Source organism: Pseudomonas sp. B10(2017), assembly GCF_002113295.1.
GTDB classification, from domain to species: domain Bacteria; phylum Pseudomonadota; class Gammaproteobacteria; order Pseudomonadales; family Pseudomonadaceae; genus Aquipseudomonas; species Aquipseudomonas pudica.
The window spans coordinates 254,361-279,603 of the sequence record NZ_NEJU01000001.1 but is presented as its reverse complement, the minus strand read 5'-3'; the positions used below and the strand labels follow the sequence as shown (position 1 = coordinate 279,603).

The 25,243-nt window shown below is 63.6% G+C and carries 21 protein-coding genes; 10 read left to right on the top strand and 11 right to left on the bottom strand.

All coding sequences use genetic code 11. The annotated features are described in order from the left end of the window. Positions 1–20 precede the first annotated feature (20 nt). From hemB to glaH, 5 genes are all read right to left on the bottom strand, one after another. Positions 21–995 carry a porphobilinogen synthase gene (hemB, locus tag CAF92_RS01350; protein WP_013972900.1) on the bottom strand — a complete coding sequence of 325 codons (975 nt, stop codon included), beginning with the start codon at positions 993–995 and terminating at the stop codon, positions 21–23. A gap of 207 nt (positions 996–1,202) precedes the next feature. Further along, positions 1,203–2,096 carry a PA4780 family RIO1-like protein kinase gene (locus tag CAF92_RS01345; RefSeq protein WP_085598624.1) on the bottom strand — a complete coding sequence of 298 codons (894 nt, stop codon included), beginning with the start codon at positions 2,094–2,096 and terminating at the stop codon, positions 1,203–1,205. 87 nt (positions 2,097–2,183) lie between these two features. Continuing rightward, complete coding sequence (gene gabP / locus CAF92_RS01340; protein ID WP_085598622.1) at positions 2,184–3,575, bottom strand: GABA permease; 1,392 nt, start codon at positions 3,573–3,575, stop codon at positions 2,184–2,186. 151 nt (positions 3,576–3,726) lie between these two features. After that, positions 3,727–4,989 (bottom strand): L-2-hydroxyglutarate oxidase, encoded by a 1,263-nt coding sequence (gene lhgO, locus CAF92_RS01335; protein ID WP_085598620.1) that lies wholly within the window; start codon positions 4,987–4,989, stop codon positions 3,727–3,729. 115 nt (positions 4,990–5,104) lie between these two features. Beyond that, entirely contained in the window at positions 5,105–6,082 is a 978-nt protein-coding gene (glaH, locus tag CAF92_RS01330) for a glutarate dioxygenase GlaH (protein ID WP_085598618.1), read from the bottom strand. 195 nt (positions 6,083–6,277) lie between these two features. Here glaH and csiR point away from each other — a divergent pair, with 195 nt between their 5' ends. The 3 genes from csiR (at position 6,278) to CAF92_RS01315 (ending at position 9,234) form a co-directional block, all read left to right on the top strand. Further along, positions 6,278–6,973, top strand: a complete 696-nt coding sequence (csiR, locus tag CAF92_RS01325) for a DNA-binding transcriptional regulator CsiR (RefSeq protein ID WP_085598616.1) — start codon at positions 6,278–6,280, stop codon at positions 6,971–6,973. Between the two features lie 211 nt (positions 6,974–7,184). After that, complete coding sequence (locus CAF92_RS01320) at positions 7,185–7,865, top strand: response regulator transcription factor (protein WP_046616581.1); 681 nt, start codon at positions 7,185–7,187, stop codon at positions 7,863–7,865. Continuing rightward, entirely contained in the window at positions 7,843–9,234 is a 1,392-nt protein-coding gene (locus CAF92_RS01315) for a HAMP domain-containing sensor histidine kinase (RefSeq protein ID WP_085598615.1), read from the top strand. Before CAF92_RS01320 ends, CAF92_RS01315 begins: the two co-directional genes overlap by 23 nt. A 134-nt stretch (positions 9,235–9,368) precedes the next feature. Here CAF92_RS01315 and cysS read toward each other — a convergent pair whose 3' ends face one another. Then, complete coding sequence (gene cysS / locus CAF92_RS01310) at positions 9,369–10,751, bottom strand: cysteine--tRNA ligase (RefSeq protein WP_085598612.1); 1,383 nt, start codon at positions 10,749–10,751, stop codon at positions 9,369–9,371. Between the two features lie 9 nt (positions 10,752–10,760). After that, complete coding sequence (locus CAF92_RS01305) at positions 10,761–12,464, bottom strand: glutamine--tRNA ligase/YqeY domain fusion protein (protein WP_046616584.1); 1,704 nt, start codon at positions 12,462–12,464, stop codon at positions 10,761–10,763. Positions 12,465–12,711: 247 nt separating this feature from the next. Between CAF92_RS01305 and CAF92_RS01300 the strand changes: the two genes are divergently transcribed. Next, entirely contained in the window at positions 12,712–13,212 is a 501-nt protein-coding gene (locus CAF92_RS01300; protein WP_003259195.1) for a peptidylprolyl isomerase, read from the top strand. Then, the gene (locus CAF92_RS01295; protein WP_046616585.1) at positions 13,209–13,931 is read left to right on the top strand and encodes a UDP-2,3-diacylglucosamine diphosphatase; all 723 of its coding nucleotides are present in this window, start codon (positions 13,209–13,211) and stop codon (positions 13,929–13,931) included. The genes CAF92_RS01300 and CAF92_RS01295 overlap by 4 nt, the downstream gene beginning before the upstream one ends. 121 nt (positions 13,932–14,052) lie before the next feature. On the opposite strand, the gene CAF92_RS01290 is transcribed toward CAF92_RS01295, so the two are convergent. Continuing rightward, positions 14,053–16,347, bottom strand: a complete 2,295-nt coding sequence (locus CAF92_RS01290) for an acylase (protein ID WP_085598611.1) — start codon at positions 16,345–16,347, stop codon at positions 14,053–14,055. 216 nt (positions 16,348–16,563) lie between these two features. Between CAF92_RS01290 and CAF92_RS01285 the strand changes: the two genes are divergently transcribed. Further along, complete coding sequence (locus CAF92_RS01285) at positions 16,564–16,938, top strand: fe2+ zn2+ uptake regulation protein (protein ID WP_085598609.1); 375 nt, start codon at positions 16,564–16,566, stop codon at positions 16,936–16,938. Positions 16,939–16,974: 36 nt separating this feature from the next. Here the strand turns inward: CAF92_RS01285 and CAF92_RS01280 are convergent, their stop codons facing one another. Further along, positions 16,975–17,163 carry a hypothetical protein gene (locus CAF92_RS01280; protein WP_003248064.1) on the bottom strand — a complete coding sequence of 63 codons (189 nt, stop codon included), beginning with the start codon at positions 17,161–17,163 and terminating at the stop codon, positions 16,975–16,977. Positions 17,164–17,314: 151 nt separating this feature from the next. On the opposite strand from CAF92_RS01280, the gene CAF92_RS01275 reads away from it, so the two are divergent. The 4 genes from CAF92_RS01275 (at position 17,315) to CAF92_RS01260 (ending at position 19,768) form a co-directional block, all read left to right on the top strand. After that, positions 17,315–17,773: a hypothetical protein gene (locus CAF92_RS01275; RefSeq protein ID WP_085598607.1), complete on the top strand. Its 459-nt coding sequence runs from the start codon at positions 17,315–17,317 to the stop codon at positions 17,771–17,773. Positions 17,774–18,024: 251 nt separating this feature from the next. Beyond that, positions 18,025–18,405, top strand: a complete 381-nt coding sequence (locus CAF92_RS01270) for a Mor transcription activator family protein (RefSeq protein ID WP_085598605.1) — start codon at positions 18,025–18,027, stop codon at positions 18,403–18,405. A 65-nt stretch (positions 18,406–18,470) separates the two neighbouring features. After that, positions 18,471–19,145 carry a DUF2589 domain-containing protein gene (locus CAF92_RS01265; protein ID WP_085598603.1) on the top strand — a complete coding sequence of 225 codons (675 nt, stop codon included), beginning with the start codon at positions 18,471–18,473 and terminating at the stop codon, positions 19,143–19,145. An 89-nt stretch (positions 19,146–19,234) separates the two neighbouring features. Next, the gene (locus CAF92_RS01260) at positions 19,235–19,768 is read left to right on the top strand and encodes a DUF2589 domain-containing protein (protein ID WP_371916232.1); all 534 of its coding nucleotides are present in this window, start codon (positions 19,235–19,237) and stop codon (positions 19,766–19,768) included. Positions 19,769–19,786: 18 nt separating this feature from the next. Here CAF92_RS01260 and CAF92_RS01255 read toward each other — a convergent pair whose 3' ends face one another. Continuing rightward, positions 19,787–23,461 carry a translocation/assembly module TamB domain-containing protein gene (locus CAF92_RS01255; protein ID WP_085598599.1) on the bottom strand — a complete coding sequence of 1,225 codons (3,675 nt, stop codon included), beginning with the start codon at positions 23,459–23,461 and terminating at the stop codon, positions 19,787–19,789. Then, positions 23,458–25,200 carry an autotransporter assembly complex family protein gene (locus CAF92_RS01250; protein WP_046616593.1) on the bottom strand — a complete coding sequence of 581 codons (1,743 nt, stop codon included), beginning with the start codon at positions 25,198–25,200 and terminating at the stop codon, positions 23,458–23,460. The genes CAF92_RS01255 and CAF92_RS01250 overlap by 4 nt, the downstream gene beginning before the upstream one ends. Positions 25,201–25,243 lie beyond the last annotated feature (43 nt).

Below are 25,243 nucleotides of genomic sequence, written 5' to 3'. Positions count from 1 at the left end.
GCATGAGCATCGGCTCGCGATCAGATACCTTCGCGGGCCAGGTCCATGGCGAAGTAGGTGAGGATCAGATCGGCACCGGCACGCTTGATCGCACCAATGCTTTCACGCACCACCCGGCCTTCATCGATAGCGCCAGCCAGGCCGCCGAACTTGATCATCGCGTACTCGCCGCTCACCTGGTACGCCGCCAGCGGCAGGCGGGAGGCGGCACGAATATCGGCAATAACGTCCAGGTAGGCACCGGCCGGCTTGACCATCAGCACATCGGCCCCTTCCTGCTCGTCGAGCAGCGACTCGCGCACGGCTTCGCGGCGGTTCATCGGGTTCATCTGGTAGCTCTTGCGGTCGCCCTTCAGCGCGGTACCACCGGCTTCGCGGAACGGGCCGTACAGCGACGAGGCGAACTTGGTGGAATAGGCCATGATCGCGGTGTCGTGGAAGCCGGCACCATCCAGCGCGCTGCGGATGGCCTGGACCTGGCCGTCCATCGCCGCCGACGGGGCAATGAAGTCGGCACCGGCAGCGGCGGCGATGACCGCCTGCTTGCCCAGGTTGGCCAGCGTGGCATCGTTGTCCACGCCGTGGTCGTGCAGCACGCCGCAGTGGCCGTGGCTGGTGTATTCGCAGAAGCAGGTGTCGGACATCACCACCATTTCCGGCACGGTGTCCTTGCAGATGCGCGACATGCGCGCGACCAGGCCGTTTTCGTTCCAGGTGTCGCTGCCGACGGCGTCCAGGTTGTGCGACACGCCAAAGGTCATCACCGATTTGATACCGGCGCGGGCATAGCGCTCGATTTCCTGAGCCAGCAGCTTCTCGGGGATGCGGTTGACGCCCGGCATGCTGGTGATCGGCACGAAATCATCGATGCCCTCTTCGACGAAGATCGGCAGGATCAGGTCTTCAAGGCGGAACTCGGTTTCCTGGAAGATCGTGCGCAGGGACTCGTTCTGGCGCAGGCGGCGTGGACGAACGGACGGAAATTGGTTGGACATGACAGCTCCAGGGAATTTGAACGGCGTATACCTTATGCCTGTCGCGCGCCAGTGAAAAGGCCAGATGACGAGATATTGTCTTGCGTCAAAGGCAATGGCTGCATTTTTCCTGTGCCGGCCTCTTCGCGGGCATGCCCGCTCCCACAAGTACTGCGCGATTCCTGTGGGAGCGGGCGTGCCCGCGAAGAGGCCGGCACAGGCAACACATCACTGCAGCCAGGGCGGCGCAGGCTCCTCTGCCCTGGCCGCCCCATGCTCAGACTCGGCCCGCGCGGCGCGCCGGCGCGCATCATCCAGCCGGGCCGCATCGATCTCGCGCATCACCCCGGCCACGTCAGCCGCATGCTCGTCATCCTCGAACAGCCCCGTCAGCGGGCTGTCCGGGCGCAGTTCGCCCGCCTCGTACAAGGCCCACATTTCATGGGCGTACCGGGTACTTTTCAGCTCCGGCGCAAAGCGCCCGAAATAATGGGCCATGTTGTCCACGTCGCGCTGCAGCATGCTGAAGGCATGGTTGTTGGCCGCTGCATCCACTGCCTGTGGCAGGTCGATGATCACCGGCCCGTCCGGGCCAAGCAGCACGTTGAACTCCGACAGGTCGCCATGCACCAGCCCGGCACACAGCATCAGCACGATCTGTCGAATGACGAAGGCATGGAACTCCCGGGCTTCCTCGGCTTCGAGGTGCACGTCGTTCAAGCGCGGGGCCGCGTCACCGTCGGCATCGGTCACCAGCTCCATCAACAGCACGCCGTCCTGGAAATCGTAAGGCTTTGGAACCCTCACGCCAGCGCCGGCCAGGCGGAACAGCGCCGCCACTTCGGCGTTCTGCCAGGCGTCTTCGGCTTCCTTGCGCCCGTACTTGCTGCCCTTGGCCATAGCCCGGGCCTGACGGCTGTTGCGAACCTTGCGGCCCTCCTGGTACTCGGCAGCCTGGCGGAAACTGCGCTTGTTGGCTTCTTTATAGACCTTGGCGCAGCGCACCTGGTTGCCACAGCGCACCACATACACGGCGGCTTCCTTGCCACTCATCAACGGCCGCAGTACTTCGTCGACCAGGCCGTCTTCGATCAGGGGTTCGATTCTTTTGGGTGTCTTCATCAGGCTGCGTTCGGGGTCCTGGCTGTGATGACGGACATCCTCTCACAGCCTGATGCGACTTGCTCGTCTGTCTTCAGGCCGAACGGCTCAGGCGCCCTGCCCTACGCGGCCAACCACCACCTCGCGCGCCCGACGCCGTGTGACCAGAAGGCCCGAACACACCACCAGCACCGCCAGTACCATGGTCGATACCACTTCCAGGCGGTGATCCGGGCGGAATAGCATCAGCACCAGTACGCTACTGATGAACAGGATCACGCCCCAGGTCAGCCACGGGAACAGCCACATGCGGTAGCCCAGTGTCTTGCCCTGTGCAGTCAGGCGCTGGCGCAGGCGCAACTGGGAAACGGCGATCACCAGGTACACCAGCAAGGCTATGGCGCCGGAGCTGGCCATGAGGAAGCCGAACACCTTGGCCGGTACCAGGTAGTTGGCGATCACCGCCAGGAAAGCTGCGCCAGTGGACAGCAGCACAGCTACCACGGGAGTGCCGCTGCGGCTGGTCACCTGGGCACAGGCCGGTGCATCGCCGCGGCGGCTCAGCGAGTAGACCATGCGCGACGCGGTATACAGCGATGAGTTGAGGCAGCTGGTCACCGACGTAAGTACCACGAAGTCGATGATGGCCTTGGCATTCGGCACGCCCAGGGTGTCCAGCACCGTGACATAGGAACCTTCGGTGGCCAGGCGCGAGTCGGTCCACGGCACCAGCGCGATGACGATGAAGATCGACAGGATATAGAACAGGGTGATCCGCCAGATCACCGAGTTGGTGGCCTTGGAAATATGCTTGCCCGCTTCGTCGGATTCGGCTGCGGCGATGGTCACCACCTCGGCGCCGAGGAAAGAGAACATGGTAATCAGCATGGCGCTGAGCACCGCACCAAAACCGTTGGGCATGAAGCCGCCGCTATCCCACAGGCGTGACACGCCGCTGACACCGATGCCTGGCAGCAGGCCGAAGATGGCGCACACCCCCAGCGCGATGAAACCGACGATGGCCACCACCTTCACCAGTGCCAGCCAGAACTCGAACTCACCGTAGTTCTTCACGCTGAACAGGTTGGTGGCGGTCAGCAACAGGGTAATCACCAACGACAAGACCCAGATTTCCAGCTGCGGGACCCAGGAGTTGATGATGGTGGCGGCAATATTGGCCTCGATGGGGATGATCAGTACCCAGAACCACCAGTACAGCCAGCCGATGGTGTAGCCGGCCCACTTGCCGATGGCAAGGTCGGCATAGGTAGAGAACGAACCGGTGTCCGGCGAGGCGACGGCCATTTCGGCCAGCATGCGCATCACCAGCACCACCAGCGCGCCGGCCAGGATATAGGCCAGGATGGTGGCGGGCCCTGCTTCGGCAATCGCGCGGCCGGAGCCGACGAACAGGCCGGCACCGATCACGCCGGCAATGGACAGCATGGTGACATGCCGTGATTTCAATCCATGACTCAAATTGTTCTTGTGGGTTTGCATGGCGCTACCTTGTTGTTTTTGTCATGCCCACGCAGGGGCCGTCGGCTTGCACGTCACCGACGCAGGCGCGAAAAAGCCCGCCCTGCCCCAGATGGTGAGTAGGGCAGTACGGGTTGAGTAAAACGAAACCGCAGAACGTATTGCGGGTAGGTCAGCCGGCTGCCCGCTGACGGGGCGCCAGGTCGGCCTTGGGGAAACCACTGCCCTGGCGGCCAACCTGCTCACAGACCTTGTCGACGATGTAGGCGCCGATCGGGATGGCGGAGGTGGCGGCCGGAGACGGCGCGTTGCACACGTTGACGCTGCGAGCGGTGTTGACGAACAGGAAGTCGTCGATCAGCTTGCCGTCACGCGACACGGCCTGGGCACGCACACCAGCCGGGTAAGGCGTGAGGTCGGCCTTGGTGATGCTCGGGCAGTACTTCTGGACCTGCTTTAGGTAGCCACCCTTGAACAGCGAGTTCTTCATCTCGATCAGGCCAGGGCGGAAGTTCTTCGCCAGCACCTTGAGGATGCCGGGGGTGGTCAGGGTCTGGAACAGGTCGCTGGGGCTGACGTCGCTCTTGCGGTAACCCTCGCGCTTCATTGCCAGCACGGCATTGGGGCCAACGGTGACGGTGCCGTCGATCATGCGTGTCAGGTGCACGCCCAGGAACGGCATGGACGGGTCGGGAATCGGGTAGATCAGGTGGTTGACGATCTGGTTGTGCTGCTTGGGCAGCAGGTAGTACTCGCCACGGAACGGGCAGATGACGAACTCGGTACGCAGGCCCAGCATGCTCACCACGCGGTCGGCCATCAGGCCCGAGCAGGTCACCAGGAAACGGCTGCGCAGCTCATCGCCATGATGGTCGCCACGCGTGCGCACGACCACTTCGCTGGCCAGCTCCTGCAGGCCGACCACCTCGGCGCCATAGCGAATTTCACCGCCGGCGCGCTGGAACTCGGCGCCCATGGCTGCAGTCACTTCGGCGTAATTGACGATGCCGCTGGAGGGCACGAAGATGCCGCCCATGCCAACGATATTGGGCTCGCGCTCGCGCAGCTCGGCCGCCGACAGCCAGTAGCGCTCCAGGCCATTGGCCGCGGTGCGCTCCCACAGCGCCTTCATGCGCTGCATTTCCAGGTCGTTGGTGGCCACCAGCAGCTTGCCGCACTCATCGAAGCGGATAGCGTGCTGGGTGCAAAAGGCCTTGGTGGCCTTGTTGCCTTCAAGGCAGAAGCGCGCCTTGAGGCTGCCGGGGGTGTAATACACGCCGGCGTGGATCACGCCGCTGTTGTGGCCGGTCTGGTGGCGGGCCGGGCCGGACTCCTTCTCCAACAGGAGAATCTTCGCATCCGGGTAGACCTTGATCAGGTGCATGGCCGTGGACATGCCCACAATGCCACCGCCAATGATGATGAAATCGTACACAGCCTTTACCTCACACGCAGGCATTGCCTGACTGGCACACCAAGGCCCGCGCGGGCCCTGGTGGCATCGTTTTGTGCAAAGACGCGTGGGCGGGCGCCCGCCCCGCGCCCTGTCATTATTGCCCGCGCTGGTACAGCGGTTTTGGGAAGGCCACGTAGCCGCGCTGGCGCATCAGCTCGCGGCGCAGGCCTTCGTGCGGAGTGAAGCGGTCGCGGCCATGCAGCCAGAATAGGTTGTTGATCAGCAGGAAGCTACCCACGCCAACCGGTACCGAAAGCTTCTTCTGGCTGCCTTCCAGCGACTCGGACAGGGCGTTCAGCCAGATGCCCTCCTCGTAGTTTTCCGGCTGCACGAACTGGTCGATGTAGCGCATGGTCGGGCGGCCTTCGGCATCGGTGTCGAATACCGAGTGGAACACATCTTCGGACACCTTCTTGCTCGGCGGTGCGGTCCAGCGCATTTCGCGACGGGCCAGCGGGTGGCGGAAGAATTCGTCGCACTGCTCCCAGTCGTCCAGGTGCAGCAGCAGCGAGTTGCCGCCTTCCATGTTCTTTTCGTCGATCTTCAGCATCAGCACGTAATCGGTGATCTGGTTGACGAAGGTGCCATCGTTGTGCAGCTCCATGACCCGGTGCGGCTGGCGCAGGTAGCTGTCGGAATTGTCGGTGTTGACCACCACGAAGCGGGCATAGAACTGGCCGCTCATGGCGTCGTAGTTGGAGCGGCCGATCAGATGGGCGCAGGCGGTGGTGAACTTGACCATGTCCTCGGCCTGGCTCACGTCATCCAGGCCGACCGGGGTGATCAGCATGCCGCCGCTGGCGCGGTTGAGGATGGTATTGAGCAGCACCGGCCGCAGGGTGCCCTGGCACAGCTCGTCGAGGATCTCGCCAACCCGGAAGCGCAGGAACGACTTGTACTCCAGCGCCTGCACCGGCCACTGGGCAACCGCCTGGACGAACGCTTCGACCGTTTTACGGGCAAAGGTGAGCTCAAGCAGGCGCGGCGACTGTTTCGAGGGGGCGATGGTGAAACCACGCGGTTCGAGCGGCAGTGGCATCACAAGTTCGTCGATCTGCGTAAACGCGTTCATGGCAGTGTCCTTGTAAAGAAAGTGGGTGGCGCCGTCCGGTGGTGACCTGGATCAGTGCGGGCGAGCTAAAATTATCGCCATAAACACAAAATGTCTACATTTTTATTTTTCAACGACAAACATCGAATTTGTCCATTGTTTTTCGCCAGCGAACGCTTTCGGTATGATCGACAAAACCGTTTGAGGAACAGGACCTTGGAAGCGCTCGCCCCCCGACAAAACTCAGCATTCAGCGGGTATGAGAGGCTCAAGAAGGACATCATCCGCGGCGTGTTCAAGCCCGGAGAAAAGCTGCTGATGAGCACCCTGAAGGAACGCTACGACCTGGGCGTGGGCCCGCTGCGCGAAGCGCTGTCGCAACTGGTGGCCGAGCATCTGGTCAACGCGATCAGCCAGAAAGGCTACCGTGTGGCGCCCATGTCGCTGGACGAGATGAACGACATCTACGATGCCCGCGCCAACCTGGAGGCGATGATCATCACCCTGGCCATCGAGCGGGGCGACGACGCCTGGGAGGCGTCGGTACTGGCCCACTCGCATACCCTGGCCAAGGTGGTGGAAGTGAAGACCCGCGAGCAACGCCTGGATGTATGGGACGAACGGCACAAGGCGTTCCACACGGCCATCGCCTCGGGCTGCGGCTCCAAGCACCTGCTGCAGGCGCGCACCTACCTGTTCGACCAGGCCGAGCGCTACCGCCACCTGTGGCTGACCCAGACGGTGTTTTCCGAACAGGCCCTGGAGCTCAAGCGCCAGGAGCATGCGGCACTGGTGGAAGTGATTCTGGCCCGGGACGCCAAGCGTGCCAGTGCCATGATGCGTTCGCACCTGATGACCCCGGTGCCGGTCATTGCGCAGATCATGCACGCCGAGGGTATTGGCGCACGCTAGAGGGTTGCTTTATGCCTTTCAGGGCCCTATCGCCGGCAAGCCAGCTGCCACAGGTACTGCGCTGCCTTCGGGGCCTGGGGGGGCTCTGTGGGAGCTGGCTTGCCGGCGATAGGGCCAGTGCAGGCAAAACGCGCCAGATGAATTTTTCTTAAATCGCCGCTTGGCTATTCTTTGGCACAATCAATTCTCCATTAGATGCCCGGGAACCAGCATGCCTCGCGTACTGACCATCGAAGACGACGCCGTCACCGGCCAGGAAATCGTCGCCGAACTTACCAGCCACGGCCTGGAGGTGGATTGGGCCGACAATGGCCGTGAAGGCCTGGCCAAGGCCATTGCCGGCGGCTACGACCTGATCACCCTGGACCGCATGCTGCCAGAGGTCGATGGCCTGACCATCGTCACCACCCTGCGCAGCCTCAAGATCGCCACGCCGATCCTGATGATCAGCGCCCTCTCCGACGTCGACGAGCGGGTACGCGGCCTGCGTGCCGGGGGTGACGACTACCTGACCAAACCGTTCGCCTCCGACGAGATGGCCGCGCGGGTCGAAGTGCTGCTGCGCCGCAACAGCGTGCCAATGACCCAGACCCGCCTGCAGGTTGCCGACCTGCAACTGGACCTGATCAGCCACGAAGCCCGCCGCGGCGAACAGACCCTCAACCTGCTGCCCACCGAATACAAGCTGCTGGAGTACCTGATGCGCCATAGCGGCCAGGTGATCACGAGAATGATGATTTTCGAGGAAGTCTGGGGCTACCACTTCGACCCGGGCACCAACCTGATCGATGTGCACATCGGCCGCCTGCGCAAGAAAATCGACTCACCCGGCCAAACGCCGCTGATCCGTACGGTACGGGGCTCCGGCTATGCCATTGCTGAACCCGTCTAAGGGCTGGAGCTCCTCGACCAGCCGCCTGCTGGCGCTGTACAGCTTTCTGTTCGTGGCCTGGAGCAGCATCCTCATGGGGGTGCTGTACTTCGAGGTATCCAGCTACCTGAACAAACTCACCCGCCATTCGATGCTGCAGCGCCAGCACCTGTTCGCGCACATGAGCGGCAAACAGCTGGACGACGCCCTGGTCGCCAGCCAGGCCTTCGAAGAGCGCAGCTTCGATGCCTACGGTCTGTTCGACAACCAACTCAACCCGATTGGCGGGCGCATTCGTGCCATCCCGCCGGAGCTGGGGCTGGACGGCAAGGTTCACGAACTCAAGCGCTGCCTGGACGCCGACGACCCGCACATGCCGCGTGACAGCTGCGACGCGGTGGCGATCAAGGTGCAGGATGGCCGCTGGCTGGTGCTGGTGCGCGACAACGGCTCGCTGTTCGTGGTCACCCGGATCATCCTGCATGCCCTGCTCTGGGGTATCTCGCTGACCCTGATCCCCGGATTTGCCGGCTGGTACCTGCTCAGGCGGCGCCCACTCAAGCGCATTCGCGCGATCCAGGCCCAGGCCGAACTGATCGTCGCCGGTGACCTTACCCACCGCCTGCCGCTGTCGGCCCGGCGTGACGAGTTGGACATGCTGGCGGCCATCGTGAACGCCATGCTCGACCGCATCGAGCGGCTGATGCACGAGGTCAAGGGCGTATGCGACAACATTGCCCACGACCTGCGCACCCCGCTCACGCGCCTGCGCGCCCAGCTGTACCGCATTCGCCAGCAAAGTGACGTCGACTCCACCCAGGCCGAGGCACTGGACCAGGCCATCGGCGAAACCGACACCCTGATGGCGCGTTTTCGCGGCTTGTTGCGCATCAGCGAACTGGAAGACCGCCAGCGACGGGCAGGTTTCGTCCAGCTTGACCCGCACGAACTGCTAGTGGAGTTGCATGACTTCTACCTGCCTTTGGCCGAAGATGGTGGCATCCGCCTGGAACTGCAGCAGCCGGCCGAACTGCCAGCATTGCATGGTGACCGCGAGCTGCTGTTCGAGGCATTGGCCAACCTGGTGGGCAACGGCATCAAGTTCACGCCCGAAGGTGGGCTGGTGCGGATAACTGCGACGCAGGACGACAAGGGCCTGCACCTGGCCATCGAGGACAGCGGGCCGGGTATTCCGGAAGAGGAACGGGCAGCAGTGCTGAAGCGCTTCTACCGTAGCGATGAAGGCCACCGCCATGCGGGGTTCGGGCTGGGGTTGTCGATCGTTGCGGCGATCGTCGACCTGCATGGGTTCGGGCTGGAGGTGGGGGAAAGCGAGCTGGGTGGGGCCAGATTGGTGTTGCACTGCCCGCTTGCCGGGCTAGCCAAATAGAAGCTGGGGCCGCTATGCGGCCCATCGCCGGCAAGCCAGCTCCCACAGGGACTGCGCAGTTCTTCAGTATTGCGCGGTTCCTGTGGGAGCTGGCTTGCCGGCGATGGGCTGCGCAGCAGCCCCAATGACATCGATCAGTCAGCCAGACGCCAAGTAGTCCCACCCTTGCTGTCTTCCAGCACCACACCCATGGCGGTCAGCTGGTCGCGAATGCGGTCGGACTCGGCCCAGTTCTTGTCCGCACGCGCCTGCAGGCGCGCCTGGATCAAGCCCTCGACCTCAGCGGCATCCACCTTGCCTTCGGCACCGGCGCGCAGGAAGTCATCGGCTTCCAGCTGCAGCACACCCAGCACATCACCCAACTCGCGCAAGCGACCGGCCAGGCCGGCCGCAGCCTCCACGTCGCTGTCGCGCAGGCGGTTGATCTCGCGCACCAGGTCGAACAGCACGGCGCAAGCTTCGGGGGTGCCGAAGTCGTCGTTCATGGCCACGCTGAAGCGCTCGACAAAGTCTTCGCCACCCTTGGCCGCCACCCGTGGCAAGCCACGCAAGGCGTGGTAGAAGCGCTCCAGTGCGCCCTTGGCATCGCGCAGGCTGTCTTCCGAATAGTTGATCGCGCTGCGGTAGTGGCTGGCCACCAGCAGGTAGCGCACCACTTCAGGGTGGTACTTCTCGAGCACGTCACGGATGGTGAAGAAGTTGTTCAACGACTTGGACATCTTCTCGCCATTGATCCGGATCATGCCGCAGTGCATCCAGGCGTTGGCGTACTGCTTGCCGGTGGCCGCCTCGCTCTGGGCAATCTCGTTCTCGTGGTGCGGGAACTCCAGATCGCTGCCGCCGCCGTGGATGTCGAAGCTCTCACCCAGGCAGCAGGTGGACATCACCGAGCACTCGATGTGCCAGCCCGGACGCCCCGGGCCCCATGGCGATTCCCAGCTTGGCTCGCCCGGCTTGACGCCCTTCCACAGCACGAAGTCCAGCGGGTCCTGCTTGGCTTCGTCGACCTCGATACGGGCACCGATGCGCAGGTCTTCGATCTTCTTGCGCGACAGCTTGCCGTAGCCGACGAACTTGCCGACGCGATAGTACACGTCACCGTTGCCCGGTGCGTAGGCATAACCCTTGTCGATCAGGGTCTGGATCATCGCGTGCATGCCGGCGATATGGTCGGTGGCACGCGGCTCCTGGTCCGGCGGCAGGATGTTCAGGCGGCGCTCGTCTTCGTGCATCGCGTCGATCATGCGGGCAGTCAGGGCATCGAAGCTTTCGCCGTTCTCGTTGGCCCGGTTGATGATCTTGTCATCGATGTCGGTGATGTTGCGCACATAGGTCAGCTCGTAGCCGCTCTTGCGCAGCCAGCGGGTGACCAGGTCGAAGGCCACCATGCTGCGGCCATGGCCCAGATGGCAGTAGTCGTATACGGTCATGCCGCAGACGTACATGCGCACCTTGTTGCCATCCAGCGGTTTGAAGGTTTCCTTCGCTTTGCTCAGCGTGTTGTAGATGGTAAGCACGGCGGTTCCTCAGCTGCCCCAGGAGTCACGCAGAGTGACAGTGCGATTGAACACCGGGCGGCCCGGCTGGCTGTCTTTCAGGTCGGCGCAGAAGTAGCCTTCGCGTTCGAACTGGAAGCGGTCCTCGGGCTGCGCCTGGGCCAGCGACGGTTCGGCACGGCAGCCGCTGAGCACTTGCAGCGAGCCTGGGTTGATGTTGTCCAGGAAGGTGCCGCCCTCCTCGGTCTTTTCCGGGTTCGGCGAGCGGAACAGGCGGTCGTACAGGCGCACTTCGCACTCGACGCTGCCCTCGGCCGGTACCCAGTGGATCACACCCTTGACCTTGCGGCCTTCCGGGTTCTTGCCCAGGGTGTCCGGGTCGTACGAGCAGCGCAGCTCGACGATGTTGCCGTCGGCATCCTTGACCGCCTCGTCGGCGCGGATCACGTAGCTGCCGCGCAGGCGCACTTCACCGGCCGGTTCCAGGCGCTTGTAGCCCTTCGGCGGCTCTTCCATGAAGTCGTCGCGGTCGATGTACAGTTCACGGGAGAACGGCAGCACCCGCACGCCCATGTCTTCCTTCGGGTGACGCGGCAGTTCGAGCTGCTCGACCTGGCCTTCCGGGTAGTTGGTGATGACTACCTTCAGCGGGCGCAGCACGCACATGGCGCGCGGTGCGGTGCGGTCCAGGTCGTCACGGATGCTGAACTCGAGCATCGACATGTCCACCACGCCGTCGGAACGGTTGGTGCCGATCATTTCGCAGAAGTTGCGGATCGAGGCCGGGGTGTAGCCACGGCGACGGAAGCCGGACAGGGTCGACATGCGTGGGTCGTCCCAGCCTTCGACGTGCTTTTCGTCCACCAGCTGCTTGAGCTTGCGCTTGGAAGTGATGGTGTAGTTCAGGTTCAGGCGGCTGAACTCGTACTGGCGCGGGTGTGCCGGCACCGGCAGGTTGTCGAGGAACCAGTCGTACAGCGGACGATGCCCTTCGAACTCCAGGGTGCAGATCGAGTGGGTGATGCCCTCGATGGCGTCCGACTGGCCATGGGTGAAGTCGTAGTTCGGGTAGATGCACCACTTGTCACCGGTCTGGTGGTGGTGGGCATGGCGGATACGGTACAGGATCGGGTCGCGCAGGTTCATGTTCGGCGAGGCCATGTCGATCTTGGCCCGCAGCACGCGCTCGCCATCCTTGAACTCACCGGCCTTCATGCGGGCGAACAGGTCGAGGTTCTCGTCAACGCTGCGCTCGCGGAACGGGCTGTTCTTGCCCGGTTCCTTGAGGTTGCCACGGTACTCCTTGGCCTGCTCGGGAGTAAGGTCGCAGACGTAGGCCTTGCCACGCTTGATCAGCTCGACCGCCCAATCGTGCAGCTGATCGAAGTAGTCGGAGGCGTAGCGCACATCGCCGGCCCAGTCGAAGCCCAGCCACTTGACATCGCTCTGGATGGCGTCGATGTACTCCTGGTCTTCCTTGGCCGGGTTGGTATCGTCGAAACGCAGGTGGCAGACGCCCCCGAATTCCTTGGCCAGGCCGAAGTTGACGCAGATCGACTTGGCGTGACCGATGTGCAGGTAGCCATTGGGCTCTGGCGGGAACCGGGTGACGATGCTGCTGTGCTTGCCCGAGTCCAGGTCGGCCTGGATGATCGGCCGCAGGAAGTTCGCAGGGACAGCGGGGGCGCCTTTGGCAGCGGCGTTGGGCGCGTTGTCGGCAGTGGGCTTGCTCATAGGATCCTTGAATGCACGTGTCCGGCCTGGGTAGGCCGATTGAATCAAAGGGCCTATCATAGCCGAAGCAGTCAAGCTGCTGACAGTCGGGCCCGGACAAACTGGCGTGATTTATCACGGCTTTTTGCCGCAGCCTGGCAAAATGGCCAGTGCGCGCCATGTGTCGCGATCGCCTGATCCTGCGTCAGGTGATAACCCGCGCCCTGCGCACCCTAATTCCGATTGCCTTGAAAGAGCGAGTTTCAGCATGTCCAAAGTCAAACTGAGCACCAACCACGGCGACATCGTCCTGCAGCTGGACGCCGAGAAAGCGCCGCTGACTACCGAAAACTTCGTTCAGTACGTCAAGGACGGCCACTACAATGGCACCGTGTTCCACCGTGTGATCAAGGGCTTCATGATCCAGGGCGGCGGCTTCGAGCCTGGCATGAGCCAGAAGAAGACCCGCGCCAGCATCCAGAACGAAGCCGACAACGGCCTGAAGAACAAGAAGTACAGCATCGCCATGGCCCGTACCATGGAACCGCACTCCGCCTCGGCGCAGTTCTTCATCAACTCGTCCGACAACGACTTCCTCAACCACAGCGGCAAGAACGTGCAGGGCTGGGGCTACGCGGTATTCGGCGAAGTGATCGAAGGCCGTGAAATCGTCGACGCCATCGAAAAGGTCGCCACCGGTTCCAAGGCCGGCCACCAGGACGTGCCGAAGGACGACGTGATCATCGAGAAAGCCGAGATCGTTGAGTGATCCTGCTGATCTCCGATCTGCACCTGCAAGAAGAACGCCCGGACATTACCCGGGCGTTTCTTGATCTGCTCGATGGCCGTGCCCGCCACGCCAAGGCGTTGTACATCCTTGGCGACTTCTTCGAAGCCTGGGTCGGCGACGATGCCATGACGCCCTTCCAGCAGTCGGTCTGCCAGGCCATGCGTCAGCTGAGCGACAGCGGCACGGCCATCTACCTGATGCATGGCAACCGTGATTTCCTGATTGGCCAGGCCTTCTGCGACGCTGCGGGCTGCACGTTGCTGCAAGACCCCAGCGTGATCGAGCTGGGTGGTGAGCAGGTGCTGCTGATGCATGGCGATACCTTGTGCACCCGCGACCTGGCCTACATGAAAATGCGCCGCTTGCTGCGCAACCCGCTGAGCCTGTGGGTGTTGCGGCACCTGCCGCTGTCTGCCCGCTACAAGCTGGCCCGCAAGCTACGCAGCGAAAGCCGTACGCAAACGCGGATGAAGTCCACCGAGATCGTCGATGTCACGCCGGAGGAAGTGCCGAAGGTAATGGCGGCGCATGGTGTACGTACCTTGGTGCATGGGCATACCCATCGGCCGGCGATACACAAGCTGGTGGTCGACGGGCAACCGGCACGGCGTATCGTGCTGGGCGACTGGGACCGCCGCGGTTGGGCCTTGCAGGTTGACGAACAAGGGTTTCAGCTGGCGCCGTTCGAGTTTTCCTGACCAACCGAGTCTCCTTCTTCGCGGGTAAGCCCGCTCCCACAGGTATCGTGCCGCTTGCAGCTTTGGTGCAGCACCTGTGAGAGCGGGTTTACCCGCGAAGAGGCAGACACAGGCTAACGCCTCAAGGCCGGCTGACCACTGCCCCCTTGTCCCGCTCACTGATCACCACTTCCCGATACTCCGGATCAGCCTTGATCTGCGCATCGGTAAACGGAATCACCACCAGTTGCCCGGCCGCAAACGCCTTGGTCTGGTCAGCGGCATGCACCGAAGCCGCTTCACTCGACTGGGAAAACGCCAACAGCCCGCGGGCCTGCGGCCCCTTGTCGGTAAAGCTGACCAGTTGCAGGTAGCTGGTACCACTGACCACCAGCCGCTTGCCCTGCCCGTGCGGCACGCTGTAGATCGCGTTGTAAACGCCCAAAGCCTGCGGGCCACCCGGCACCGGTGTGCCATCGCTCGCCTGTTGCACCTGCCCCCAGCGCGCATCCCCTGCCATGCCGCTGTCACTCACCTGCTTGTGCGACGCCAGTGCGGCCTGGTGCAGCAACTTGCGCACGGCCGCCCGCTCTACCGCCAGCCCTCGTGGGGTGTGCTGCGGGTCGGCCGGGTCGAAAGCCACCCGCCAGCTTTCCGGATGCTCGGCCAAGGTATCGAACAGGTTCTGGAAATGCACCAGGCCAATGCCGCTGTCCAGGTCAGCCTTGCCATTCCAGGCAGCCAGGCTGCTGCATACCGCCCGCACATCCGCATCGGCGCCCTTGCACCACTGCAGCAGGTCAGGCAATACCAGGCTGGCCAGGTAGACCTCGTCATCGGTCACCATGCGCTGCAGGTCGTCAACGCCCAGGCGGGCCGTGCCCTGCAGGCGTTGCAGGGCAAAGCGGCCACGCATGCCCAGCGGCTGGTCACTGCGGCTGACCAGCGGCGAATAACCGGTCAGCGGCTGCGCCGGGTTGGCCATCCAGGCCGGGTCGTTGGAGTTCTGCACGAAATCTTCGCGCTCCAGGCTCGGCAGCAGCCGCGCAGGGAAGATTCCCGGCTGCGCGGCCTGCGCATCGACCTTCCACTGGCACGCACTGCGTGAGCCATCCAGTACCACCAGGCGCCCCTGTGCCTGCGGGTTGCTGCACGCACTCAGCAGTTGCTGATCCACATAAGGCACCACTGACTGGTTCAGGTACAAGGCCTTGCCTGCCGGGTCCACCGCCAGCGTGTTGACCCAGGGGATGCCCTGCAGCTGTTCGATCGAGCCTTTCAACGTTGCAAGGCTGTCGGCACGGTTGATCTGGTACCACTGCTGCAACACCCGAGTGTTCTCTAAGTTGGCGTCGCGCAGGCTGTACGCGGCTTGCGTATCCCAGTCCAGGCGCCCCGGCCATTGCACCACCGGGCCGAATTGCGAGCTGTAGACCTGGCGCTGTACCTGGTTCAGGCTGCCATCCTCGGCCTTGACCGCAACACTGACGGTCTGCCGGGCCAGCGGCAGCGACCTGCCATCGAGCAGGTAGCGGGTCGGGTCCTTGGGGTCGAGTTGCAGGCGGTACAGGGTGAAGTGCTTCGATGTGTCGACGGTATGCGTCCAGGCCAGATGCTGGTTGAAACCGATGTTGACCACCGGCAGGCCCGGCAATGCCGCCCCCATGACATCGAGCTGGCCGGGAATGGTCAGCTGCATCTGGTAGAAGCGCATGCCACCCATCCACGGGAAGTGCGGGTTGGCCAGCAACAGACCGCGGCCATTGGCCGAACGCCGAGCCCCGACGGCCACCGCATTGCTACCGCGCTCCGTGGCAAAACGCTGCTGCCTGGCCAGCGCCGCGGCAAACCCTGCCGCCGTCGGCTGGCCGGCCTGGGTTGGTGGTTGCGCCCCGGCCAGCGCTTCGACGAACTGCCCGACACCGCCTTCGGCGAGCAGCCGACGGGTCAACTTGACCAGGTCCTCGCTGCTGATCGGCCGCAGCCACTCGCCGTTGCCACATTCGGCGGGCACCCCCTGGCTGCGGCGCTCGGCCAGCGCCCGGTTGTAGCCGCTGGCATAACCTGCCAGCAGCGCCTGCACCGGCGCTGGCTGCGCCTGCAAGAATGCATCGACTGCCGCCGGTGTGTTGAGCCAGGCGAAGAACACATCGCTGGCCAGGTTGTCACGCTGCTCCAAGGTCTTGCCCTTGGCACCGAAGTAGCGCGAGCGCTCGCCACTCACGGTCAGCACTTCATTGGCCAGCAGGCACAGGTTGTCCTGGGCATAGGCGTAGCCGATGCCATAGCCCAGGCCGCGCTCGTCCTTGGCAACGATGTGCGGCACCCCGTAAGTGGTTCGGCGAATCTGCGCACTGGCATCGGCTGCGGCGGACTGCACCGGCGCTGCGCCGACGCTGAAGGCTGCCAAGGCGGCAGCCAGGCCTGCGCAAGTCATGGGATGGGAAAGTGGAAGCACGGGCAATCCTCGGGTTCGGGGGTCATCCCGATCAGACGAATGGCCAGATGAAAATTTTACGTATTACAAGGCAATGGAACGTCTTGAACAGAACCAGGCTTTTTTTTGCGCGTGGGCTGCAGTTTTTCCGTTCTCATTCGTCCTAGTAAGTGAGGCACCCAGATTTCGGGTTCGTCCACGAAAAGGAGCATTCACATGTACAACCCGCAACCCTTGATCCAGGCTGGGCGTGTCCCAGGCAAAACGCCCACGGAACGGGACGTTTTTGCTGACGAACGCATCGGCAACGAACAGATCCGCGAGCTGTTGCGCAGTTTCGGCCTGCGTACCAGCCTGATCCGCCTCAAGGTCATCGATGCCTTGCACGCCGCCGACCGCAGTGGCCGCAGCATTGGCGTGCGCGGCGTACACGCGCAACTGGAACAGCTGGATATCCCGCTGTCGTTCCTCAGCGTGCGCGAAGTGCTCAAGCGGTTGTGCAGCGAGGGTGTCATCCAGCTGGGTAGCGACAAATGCTACAGCCTCGACCCGCAAGCGCGCGCTGTGCTCGAGCGAAGGCCTTTGCGCTGAGCGCGTGGCCGGCCATGCCTGGCCGGCCCGGCAAGGTCAGGGTTTGACCTTGCGCCGCAGTATGCCGTTGATCACCACGACCACCACGGCGATGGCGATGGCCAGCATCTGGAAGGTCTGCTCACTGATCGTGCCCTGCTTCTGCAGGTGGGACAGGCCCAGCATCAGGCCCAGTACCACCAGGATGATCAGAAGGGAATATTTGAGGCGCTGCACGTGTGTCATCGAAGGTTCCTTGCAACATCAGGGGCAAATGGCTCGCAACGAGCCGCGGCAATGATACAACGGCCACCGGCCCCGGCGCTGCATTTCCTGCTGGGTGGGGCGGCGCCGGCCTGAAAGCATGGGGCTCCCAAGCACCCATGCCGGAGGCACCATGTACAAACCCCTTCTGTTCGCGTCGCTGTTCCTGACGCCCTTTTCCCTTCATGCGCTGGACACCCACCAGACCCCGCCCGAGCAACTGCTCGAACTGGGCCGCGAACTGGCTGCCAGCGCGGGCGCCAGCCAATGGCAACAGCTGTGGCAGCGCGTGCGCCAGGCCGGTTACCTGCAGGCAAAGGGTGCGTCGTTACATTTCACTGTCGCCCCCGCGCAACTGCCCGAGCTAGCCCGGCAAACCCTGGCCCAGGCCGACCAGGTACAAGCACAGCTGCAGACTCAGGCACTGTACCGCCGCAGCTTTGCAGACCAGGTCATCGGCCACCGTGACGGGCAGCCGCTGCACGCGCTGTGCCTGCTGGTCGATTGGCGCACGCTGCCACAAGGTATGCGCGACGCCCCTCAGGCCTACCTGCGCAGCGCAAGTTTGCTGAGCAGCTATCCGTGTGATTGAGGGTTACCACACCCAAGGCAAAGCACTGAGAGTGCCCTGATCGGAAATCACCCGCCACAGCCAAATGTTGAAGCCATGTCCTACAACGCCGGATATCGCTGCCTGCAAAACCTGTTCGCGGAAGCTACAAGCCCCAACCCATATGGCGCCTAGCGACACGCCTCGGCTGTCACAGAAAATCCAGTCACACCTACGACATAACGCCGCTGGTGATCGGGTAGCACAGCCCATCCGTCCCGAAGGAGCGCCATATGCAACTGCCAGACTTGAGCCACATCGATATCAGCCAACTGCCCCATTCGCTGCAGGCCTTGATCGACTGCATCGGCATCGAAAACGCCTACCAGCTGACCTGCGCCTACGGAGGCAGGCCCAAGTACATCCCCAAGCACCGCGAGCGCACCAAGCTTGCCGACGTGCTGCCGGCCGAAGCGCTGGACGCGCTGATCAAGCGCTTTGCCGGTGTCGCCCTGGAAATTCCCAAGGCTGACCACTTCATGCGCCAGTTACGCAACCTGCAGATTCAGAAGGAAAGCGCCAGCGGCTTGTCCCGCAGCCTGCTCGCTGACAAGTACGGCCTGAGCCTGCGCCAGATCGGCAACATTCGCCGCCAGGAACATTGCGCTCGCTGAAGCCCTGGCATCGTGACCACGATTGGCAACCACGTTTTTAACCCAACCAGAAAGAGAACCCAGCAATGTCGATAGATAACAGCCTCATCGGCTCCGTAATCAATGCCCTGCCGATGGACCGAATGATCGCAGGCCCCTTGCAGGCCATGGTCCAGGCCCAGGTCACCGCCAGCAAATCCTACGCCGACTTCCTGATGCAGGTATGCGTCCAGGACGGCAAGGCCGTGGCTATCCAGTTCGACTACGACGAAACCATCGTCGACGAACAAGGCGAATACAAGGGCGTGGTCAGCAAGACCATGAAGGTGCCGCTGGTGGCGGCAATCACCCACCCGAACATCTCCATCGAAGAAGGTAATGTCGAGTTCGAGCTGGTCATCAACCAGATGTCGGAAGACGTTTCCAGCAAGGACATGAACGCCGAGGCAAGCGGTTCGCTGGGCTGGGGGCCGTTCAAGCTCAACGTGAAGGGCAGCGTCAGCCACAAGTCCACGCAAACCCGCAAGACTGACACCCGCGCCCGCTATGCCTTCAACACGACCTTGAAGCGCCAGGAGCCGCCTGAAGCGATGATGCGGGTGATCGACTTCCTGACCGACGCAGCGACAAAGCCGACCGTGGTCAAAACCGCCATACTGGACAGCCAGGACGTAATTTCCCAGGCCGATACCTTGAAGAGCCCGGCAGCCACCAGCGCCGCAGCCATCGATGCTCCGACCCCCGGCGCAAGCACCCCTTGAGGCACGCCCCCTGCCCCGAACAGCCCCCCTGACCAGGGGGGCACCACCTGGCCCGAGGAGTCGAATCATTGGATAAAGCCCCTACCCCCATGACGTCAATCGACCTGCGCGAAATCACCCGTGGCCTGCAGGAAGCCGCCAGTGCTACCAACAGCCTGATCGCGCAGCAGTACATCAACCTGTTCGACCAGTTTTTCGAATGCGACACCGGGGCGCTGGGCGCGCCCATGAAAGCCAAGATGGTCGAGGTGGCCATGGACGGCCAGCACATCATGCGCGTACCACTGTTTGCGCTGGTGTCTCCCAAGGGCCTGGCCCTCGAGCGCATGCAGGTCGACCTTTCGGTTAGGGTCAAAGGCACCGAAGCACAGCAGGCATTGCTCACCGCAGGCGAAAACAACGCCGCCAGCTTCAAGGTCACCATCGGCGGCCAAGGGCGTCAGGGCGACAGCCGTGACCCAGACGAAGTGCAGATCCGCATGCAGTTCCAGGCCAGCGAACCACCAGAAGCCCTCAACCGGCTGATCGAGGAATACACCAACCTGATGATCCCGGTACGCGCCCCCAGCCCGCCGCCCTCGCCCGACACCAATGAGTTCATCGAGGCAGCCATCGTCCGTTGACGGCCACCCCGCACCGCCTCAGAAGTCGCGCTTGTAGAAGATGTCCAGTGAGCTGGCCAGCCCGCTGGCAGCCTCGAGGTACACCTTCTTGCTCAGCTTGTAGCGCAATGCAATGGTGTTGGCGGGCTCGAACACCCCCACACCGTAGCGCAAGCTCAGTTTCTCGGTGAGGTTGCCGCTGGCGACCACGCTGGTGGTATTGCCCGAACCTTCGGTGTCCAACTGGAAGTCGTCGATGCCCAGGCTGGAGGCCAGGCTGCCGGTGATGCCGGCGCTACCCGCCAGGCCCAGACCCAAGGCTGCCTCGGCGAGCATGTTGTTGTCTTCGCCGGAAGCGCCCAGCGGCCGCCCCAGTACCAGATAAGACAGCGCTTGCTCCTGGCTCATGGCCGGCTCCGAAAACACTTTGCTGGTGGGCTGCTCTGCACTGCCGCTAAGGCGGATACCGGCAATCACGTCGTCGACCTTGCGGATCGCTTCGATGTCCAGGTACGGCTGGTCGATCGGGCCCGCGAAAAGCAACCGCGCACGGCGAATGGTCAGGCGCTGACCGTAGGCGCGATAGCGGCCGTCGGCCAGGCTCAGCTCGCCACGGGTGTCGAGGTTGTCGCCGATGTGCACATGGCCAAGCAGGTTCGCCGTGAGGCCAAAGCCACTGAACGAAAGCTTGTCGCGGCCCACTTCGACATCGATGTCCATGGCCATCGCCATGGGTGGCTTGCCCTCTTCGGTCTGGTGGCCGACGATCACCGTGTCATCCGAAACTTTGACCGTGGACGGTGGCAGCTCGCGTACAGTGATCGTGCCTTTGGGCACCTGTACCTTGCCGGTCACCGCCAGCTTGTCATCGACCAGGCGCAAGGTCAGGTCCGGGGCGACTTCCAGCGTCGCATAGGGCTCGACCGTGACGGGCAATTGCTGGCCCTGCAGACGCAGGTCCATGCCCAGTGCCTGGCCCCAGGTGAGGTTGCCATTCAATTGGCCGCGGCCCGCCTCACCGCTGCGCCAACCGCCATTGAGTTGTACCTGCTCGCCGGCAATCAATGCCTGCAATGACAGGTCCTCGAGGCTGACCGGCAGCTCGGCGCCACTGACTTCGCCGCCGTTGAGCATCAGGTTGCCGTTGACCTGCGGCGTCAGCAAGGTACCCGACAGCCGGCCACTGCCATTGAGCTGCCCGGCCAGGCGCTCGACCATCGGCACGAACGGACGCGCTATCGACAGGTCGAGGCCGGCCAGGCGGAAATCACCCGACAGCGGCTTGTTCTTGCCCAGTGGATCAAGGCGGGTGTTGACGGTCAGCTCGCCCAGGCGCTCGCCGCGGAACGCCAGGCGGGTATCGATGCGCCTTGGCGCCAGCGTGCTGTCCAGGCGCAGGGCCTGGTACGGGAAGTCGACCCAGCGGTCCTTGTCGCGCACGCGCAGGGTACCGCCACTGGCGTCCACGACGATAGTGCCCTTTGGGCCGCTGGCCGGAATGTCCAGATTGATGTCGGCATTGAGCAGGCCCTGCCAGGCGAAGTCCTTCGGCAGCCACTGGGCCAAGCTGTCCAGCGGGAACTGCTTGAGGTGGTAGCGCAAGCGTGGCTCGGGGGCCAGGCGCTGGTCGTCGCCGCACAGGCTGGCCTGCCCGGAACGCCAGCAGTGCGCAGCAAAGTCCAGCTGGCCGCTGGCCAACCGCTGCAGGCGTGCCGGCGCCTGCAACTGCCAATCCTGGCCGCCGGCCTGGATCCGCCCACTGGCCAGGCGCCCGCGCCAGTCACCCTTGTTCAACTGGCCATCCAGGCCGAGGTCGAGTTTGAGCTGCGGGCCGTCCAACGCCAGGGTCAAGGCTTGCTGGCGAATGTCGCCTTTGCCGTTGGCCTGCAAGGTCCCCAATGCCGTGTCACCCAGGTGAATGCCGCTGGCCTTGAGTTCGATCACGCCACGCTGGGCGTTGTCCAGCCGGGCATCCAGGTCCAGCTGCTGCAGGCGGTTTTCCGCCTGGGCCAGCCGCTGGCCCTGCAGTGTCAGCGTACCTTGCGGGGCCTGCAAGGTGCCGGCGACGTCCAGCCGGCCCTTGACCTGGCCCTGCAATCTTGGCCACAACTGGCCCAGGCGCGGCAGGTCCAGGTCGACCCGCCCGGCCAGGCGCTGCTGCAGGCTGCCACTGCCATTGATGCGGTTACTCCCGAGCTGGATTGCCAGCGCGCCCAAGGTCCAGCTCTGCCCTGCCCCTTGGGCCTCGACCTTGAGCATTGCCGGCTGGCCGCGCAAGCGGCCTTTCAGGTCAAGCTGTGCATCCAGGCTCAGGGCATCGCCTTTCATTTCGCCTTTGCTGCGCAGCGGCCCCGCCAGGGTACCCGGCAGCTCGGCCAGCCAATAGGCCGGGTCGAGCGCCGACAACTGCAGGTCGACATCCCATGCCAGGGTGTCGGCAAAGCGCACGGCGACACTGCCGGCAGCCTTGCCTTGCCCGGCGCTCAGCGCCAACTGCGGCAGCTTCACCTGACTCAAGTCACCTTCGAACGGGCTGGCCAGGCTGAACGCGCCGGCCGGGCCATCCAGGTCGCCATTGAATGTGCCCTGGTAGTTGCCATCGCGATAACGCACCTGGGCCAAGAACCGCTTGAGGGTGACTTCGGGCGGCGTCTCAAGTGGATACAAGCGCAGCCACGGGAAGTCCTGCCAGTCCAATTGGGCGTCGGCGACCAGACCTTGCTGCCAGTCAGCCGTGGCTTGCAACTTGACCCGCTGGGTATCGCTGGCGTTCAGGTCCAGGGCATCGAGCCTGGCACCTTTGCTGTCGACCAGCCCGGACAACAGCACAGCGATCGGCGACTGCTCGGCCGGCAGGCTGGCCGCCCCCGACAGTTGATAGCCCTTGAGCAGGTCGCCCCGGGCGTCGAGCTTGAGCTGGTTGAGCTGCACGGTGTCGGGCAACGAGGCGGCCGGCTTGAAGGCCGCGGAACGGACCTGCAAGGTCGCCGGCAGGTGCTCGGCCAGCGCCTGCAATTGCCCGCTCAGCGTAGCGTCGAGGTAACCGCTGCTGGTGCCTGCGAGTTTCAGGGTTTTCTGCAGCTCGCCGGTGGCGGTCAGCGCCAGCTGCCACGGTTTGCCGTCTACCGCGGGCAGCTGCAGCTGCGCCTGGAGTTGCACCGGCCAGTCGGCTTCGGGCTGCAGGTCGCCCTGCAGGCTCAACTGCAGGTCATCGCGCTGCAGGTGCAGGCTATCGATGCGCAACCCGGTATTGGTCCAGTGCGCCTGCAGTTTCAGGTCGCCAAGCAGGTCATTGCCATCCATGCGCAACTGGCCAACCTTGACCTCGCCCAGTTCGATGGCCAGCGGCAAGCGCAGGGCCGGCAATTGCAACGGGCCGCTGTCGGCCGATTCGGCGCTGGGTGCAAAGGCCATGTCGATGCGCTGCGCCTGCAACTGGTCAATGCATAAGGTAGAGCGCAGCAGGCATGCCGGCGACCAGGCCAGCAGTGGTGCCTGTACCTCTACCATGCTGCCGGCATCGTCCCATCTCAGCCGGCTGGCTTGCCAGCTACCGGCCAGGCGGCCCTGGAAGTCAGCCACCTCAAGCCCGGGCACCTTGCCCAGCACCCAGCGGCTGCCGGCCTCGGTCCCCAGCAGCAGGCAGAGCGCCAGGCCCAGGCTTACGGCTCCCCCTAGCAGGCCCGCCAGAATGTACTTGATCACGCGTCTCACAGCTCAGGCCCCATGGAAAAGTGCAGGCGAATTCCCCCTTCATCGTCCAACGCCTTGGCCAGGTCCAGCCGCAACGGCCCGACCGGCGACACCCAGCGCACGCCAAAACCGACACCGGTCTTGAGGCTTGGCAGCTCCAGGTCATTGAACGAGTTGCCCTGGTCGACGAAGGTTGCCAGCCGCCACTTTTCGGTCAGCGAATACTGGTACTCGACACTGCCGGCGACCAGGTAGCGCCCGCCAATGCGGTCGCCGTCGCTATTCTTCGGCGACAGGGTCTGGTAGTCATAGCCACGCACGCTCTGGTCGCCGCCGGCGAAAAAGCGCAGCGACGGCGGAATGTTGTTCTTGAAGCCATTGGTCGCGCTGCCACCGAACTGCACCCGGCCGAGCAAGCGGTGGTCATGGCCAAGCGTTGTCAGGCCTTTGAGCAGCACGTTGCCATGCAGCAGGTTGGTGTCCGAGACCAGCCCTTCCTTGGCCACCTGCACATCGAACTGCAGGCGGTAGCCGTTATGCGGGTCGATGCGGTTGTCACTGCGCAGGAAGGAGTAACTCACCCCCGGCATCAGCAGGTTGCTCAGCCCGGAGTCATCACCCAGGCGGTACTCCTCGCGCTGGTACTTGAGGGAAATCACCCGCTGCCAGCCGCTTGGCAGTTTGCTGTGCCACTCGGGGCCCACCGTCAGCAGTTTGCTGAGGGTGTCGGTGCCGGCAATTTCTTCGTTCTGGTAGCCGCCGGCAAAGCGCAACTTGTCGGTCAGCGGCGGGTCGAGGGGGATGTCGTACCAAAGGCCGACGTTCTGCCGGGGCGCCGACAGTTCGGTTTCCCAACCGTAGCTATGGCCCTGCGGGTTGACCCAGTGGCGGGTCCAGTTGGCCTTGCCGCGTGGCCCGACGTCGGTCGAGAAGCCCAGGCCCAGGCCCATGGTGCGCGGTTTGCGGGTTTCCAGCCGGACATCCACGGGGATTTCTTCGCCCACGGCGGCGGTAGGTGCCGCATCCACGCGCACGCCTTCGAAGTAGCCGCTCGATTGCAGGTCATTGTTCAGCTCGGCGATCAGTTCCGAGTCGTAAGGTGTGCCTGGCTTGAACGACACCATGCGCTGCAGCAGGTCGTCGTCCAGCGGTGTGTCGCCACCGAAGGTGACGGCGCCCAGGTGATAGCGCGGGCCGCTCTGGTAGACCAGTTCGATATCGGCCACACCCGCCTGGGGGTCGACCGCCAGGCGCTGGCGGCTGAAGCGCCCACTGAAAAAGCCATAGCGTGACGCCTGGTTCTGGATCAGCCGCTTGGCATCTTCATAATGGCCATGGTTGAGCTGTTCGCCAGCGCGCAGGGCCTTGCTGTCGGGCACGCGAAAGGCCTTCATCTCGCTGGCAGGGCCTTCGATGCGTATGGTCACGTTGCGCAGGCGAATCGGCTCGCCGGGGTCGATGGTGATGATCAGTTGAGGGGAACGGTCAGCCTCGCTGGCGGGCTTGACCTCTGTATCGATCTGCGCCTGATAGTAGCCAAGTGCCTGCGCGGCTTTGCGCGCCTGCTCCTGGGCGCCGCGACTGAAGCGCAGCAGCGCTTCTTCATCGCGGTCGCCAAGGGAACCGATATAGCCTTCGACATTGGCCTTGAGCGCTTTGTTGGCCGGTTTGACCTTCACCAGCAACTCGCTCTGGCCCCATGCTGCGAAACTGGCGACCCAGATAACCAGGCCCCAGGTCAATCTTCCTGAATACGTCATGCGGCGAATGCTACCAGAGCCGGGCGCTCAAGGGAGCCGCCGC

Bases quoted from the DNA above. Each gene is read 5' to 3' on its own strand.
- hemB (WP_013972900.1), bottom strand. From the start codon at position 995: ATGTCCAACCAATTTCCGTCCGTTCGTCCACGCCGCCTGCGCCAGAAC.
- CAF92_RS01345 (WP_085598624.1), bottom strand. From the start codon at position 2,096: ATGAAGACACCCAAAAGAATCGAACCCCTGATCGAAGACGGCCTGGTC.
- gabP (WP_085598622.1), bottom strand. From the start codon at position 3,575: ATGCAAACCCACAAGAACAATTTGAGTCATGGATTGAAATCACGGCAT.
- glaH (WP_085598618.1), bottom strand. From the start codon at position 6,082: ATGAACGCGTTTACGCAGATCGACGAACTTGTGATGCCACTGCCGCTC.
- CAF92_RS01320 (WP_046616581.1), top strand. From the start codon at position 7,185: ATGCCTCGCGTACTGACCATCGAAGACGACGCCGTCACCGGCCAGGAA.
- CAF92_RS01315 (WP_085598615.1), top strand. From the start codon at position 7,843: ATGCCATTGCTGAACCCGTCTAAGGGCTGGAGCTCCTCGACCAGCCGC.
- CAF92_RS01305 (WP_046616584.1), bottom strand. From the start codon at position 12,464: ATGAGCAAGCCCACTGCCGACAACGCGCCCAACGCCGCTGCCAAAGGC.
- CAF92_RS01300 (WP_003259195.1), top strand. From the start codon at position 12,712: ATGTCCAAAGTCAAACTGAGCACCAACCACGGCGACATCGTCCTGCAG.
- CAF92_RS01290 (WP_085598611.1), bottom strand. From the start codon at position 16,347: ATGACTTGCGCAGGCCTGGCTGCCGCCTTGGCAGCCTTCAGCGTCGGC.
- CAF92_RS01285 (WP_085598609.1), top strand. From the start codon at position 16,564: ATGTACAACCCGCAACCCTTGATCCAGGCTGGGCGTGTCCCAGGCAAA.
- CAF92_RS01280 (WP_003248064.1), bottom strand. From the start codon at position 17,163: ATGACACACGTGCAGCGCCTCAAATATTCCCTTCTGATCATCCTGGTG.
- CAF92_RS01275 (WP_085598607.1), top strand. From the start codon at position 17,315: ATGTACAAACCCCTTCTGTTCGCGTCGCTGTTCCTGACGCCCTTTTCC.
- CAF92_RS01270 (WP_085598605.1), top strand. From the start codon at position 18,025: ATGCAACTGCCAGACTTGAGCCACATCGATATCAGCCAACTGCCCCAT.
- CAF92_RS01265 (WP_085598603.1), top strand. From the start codon at position 18,471: ATGTCGATAGATAACAGCCTCATCGGCTCCGTAATCAATGCCCTGCCG.
- CAF92_RS01260 (WP_371916232.1), top strand. From the start codon at position 19,235: ATGACGTCAATCGACCTGCGCGAAATCACCCGTGGCCTGCAGGAAGCC.
- CAF92_RS01250 (WP_046616593.1), bottom strand. From the start codon at position 25,200: ATGACGTATTCAGGAAGATTGACCTGGGGCCTGGTTATCTGGGTCGCC.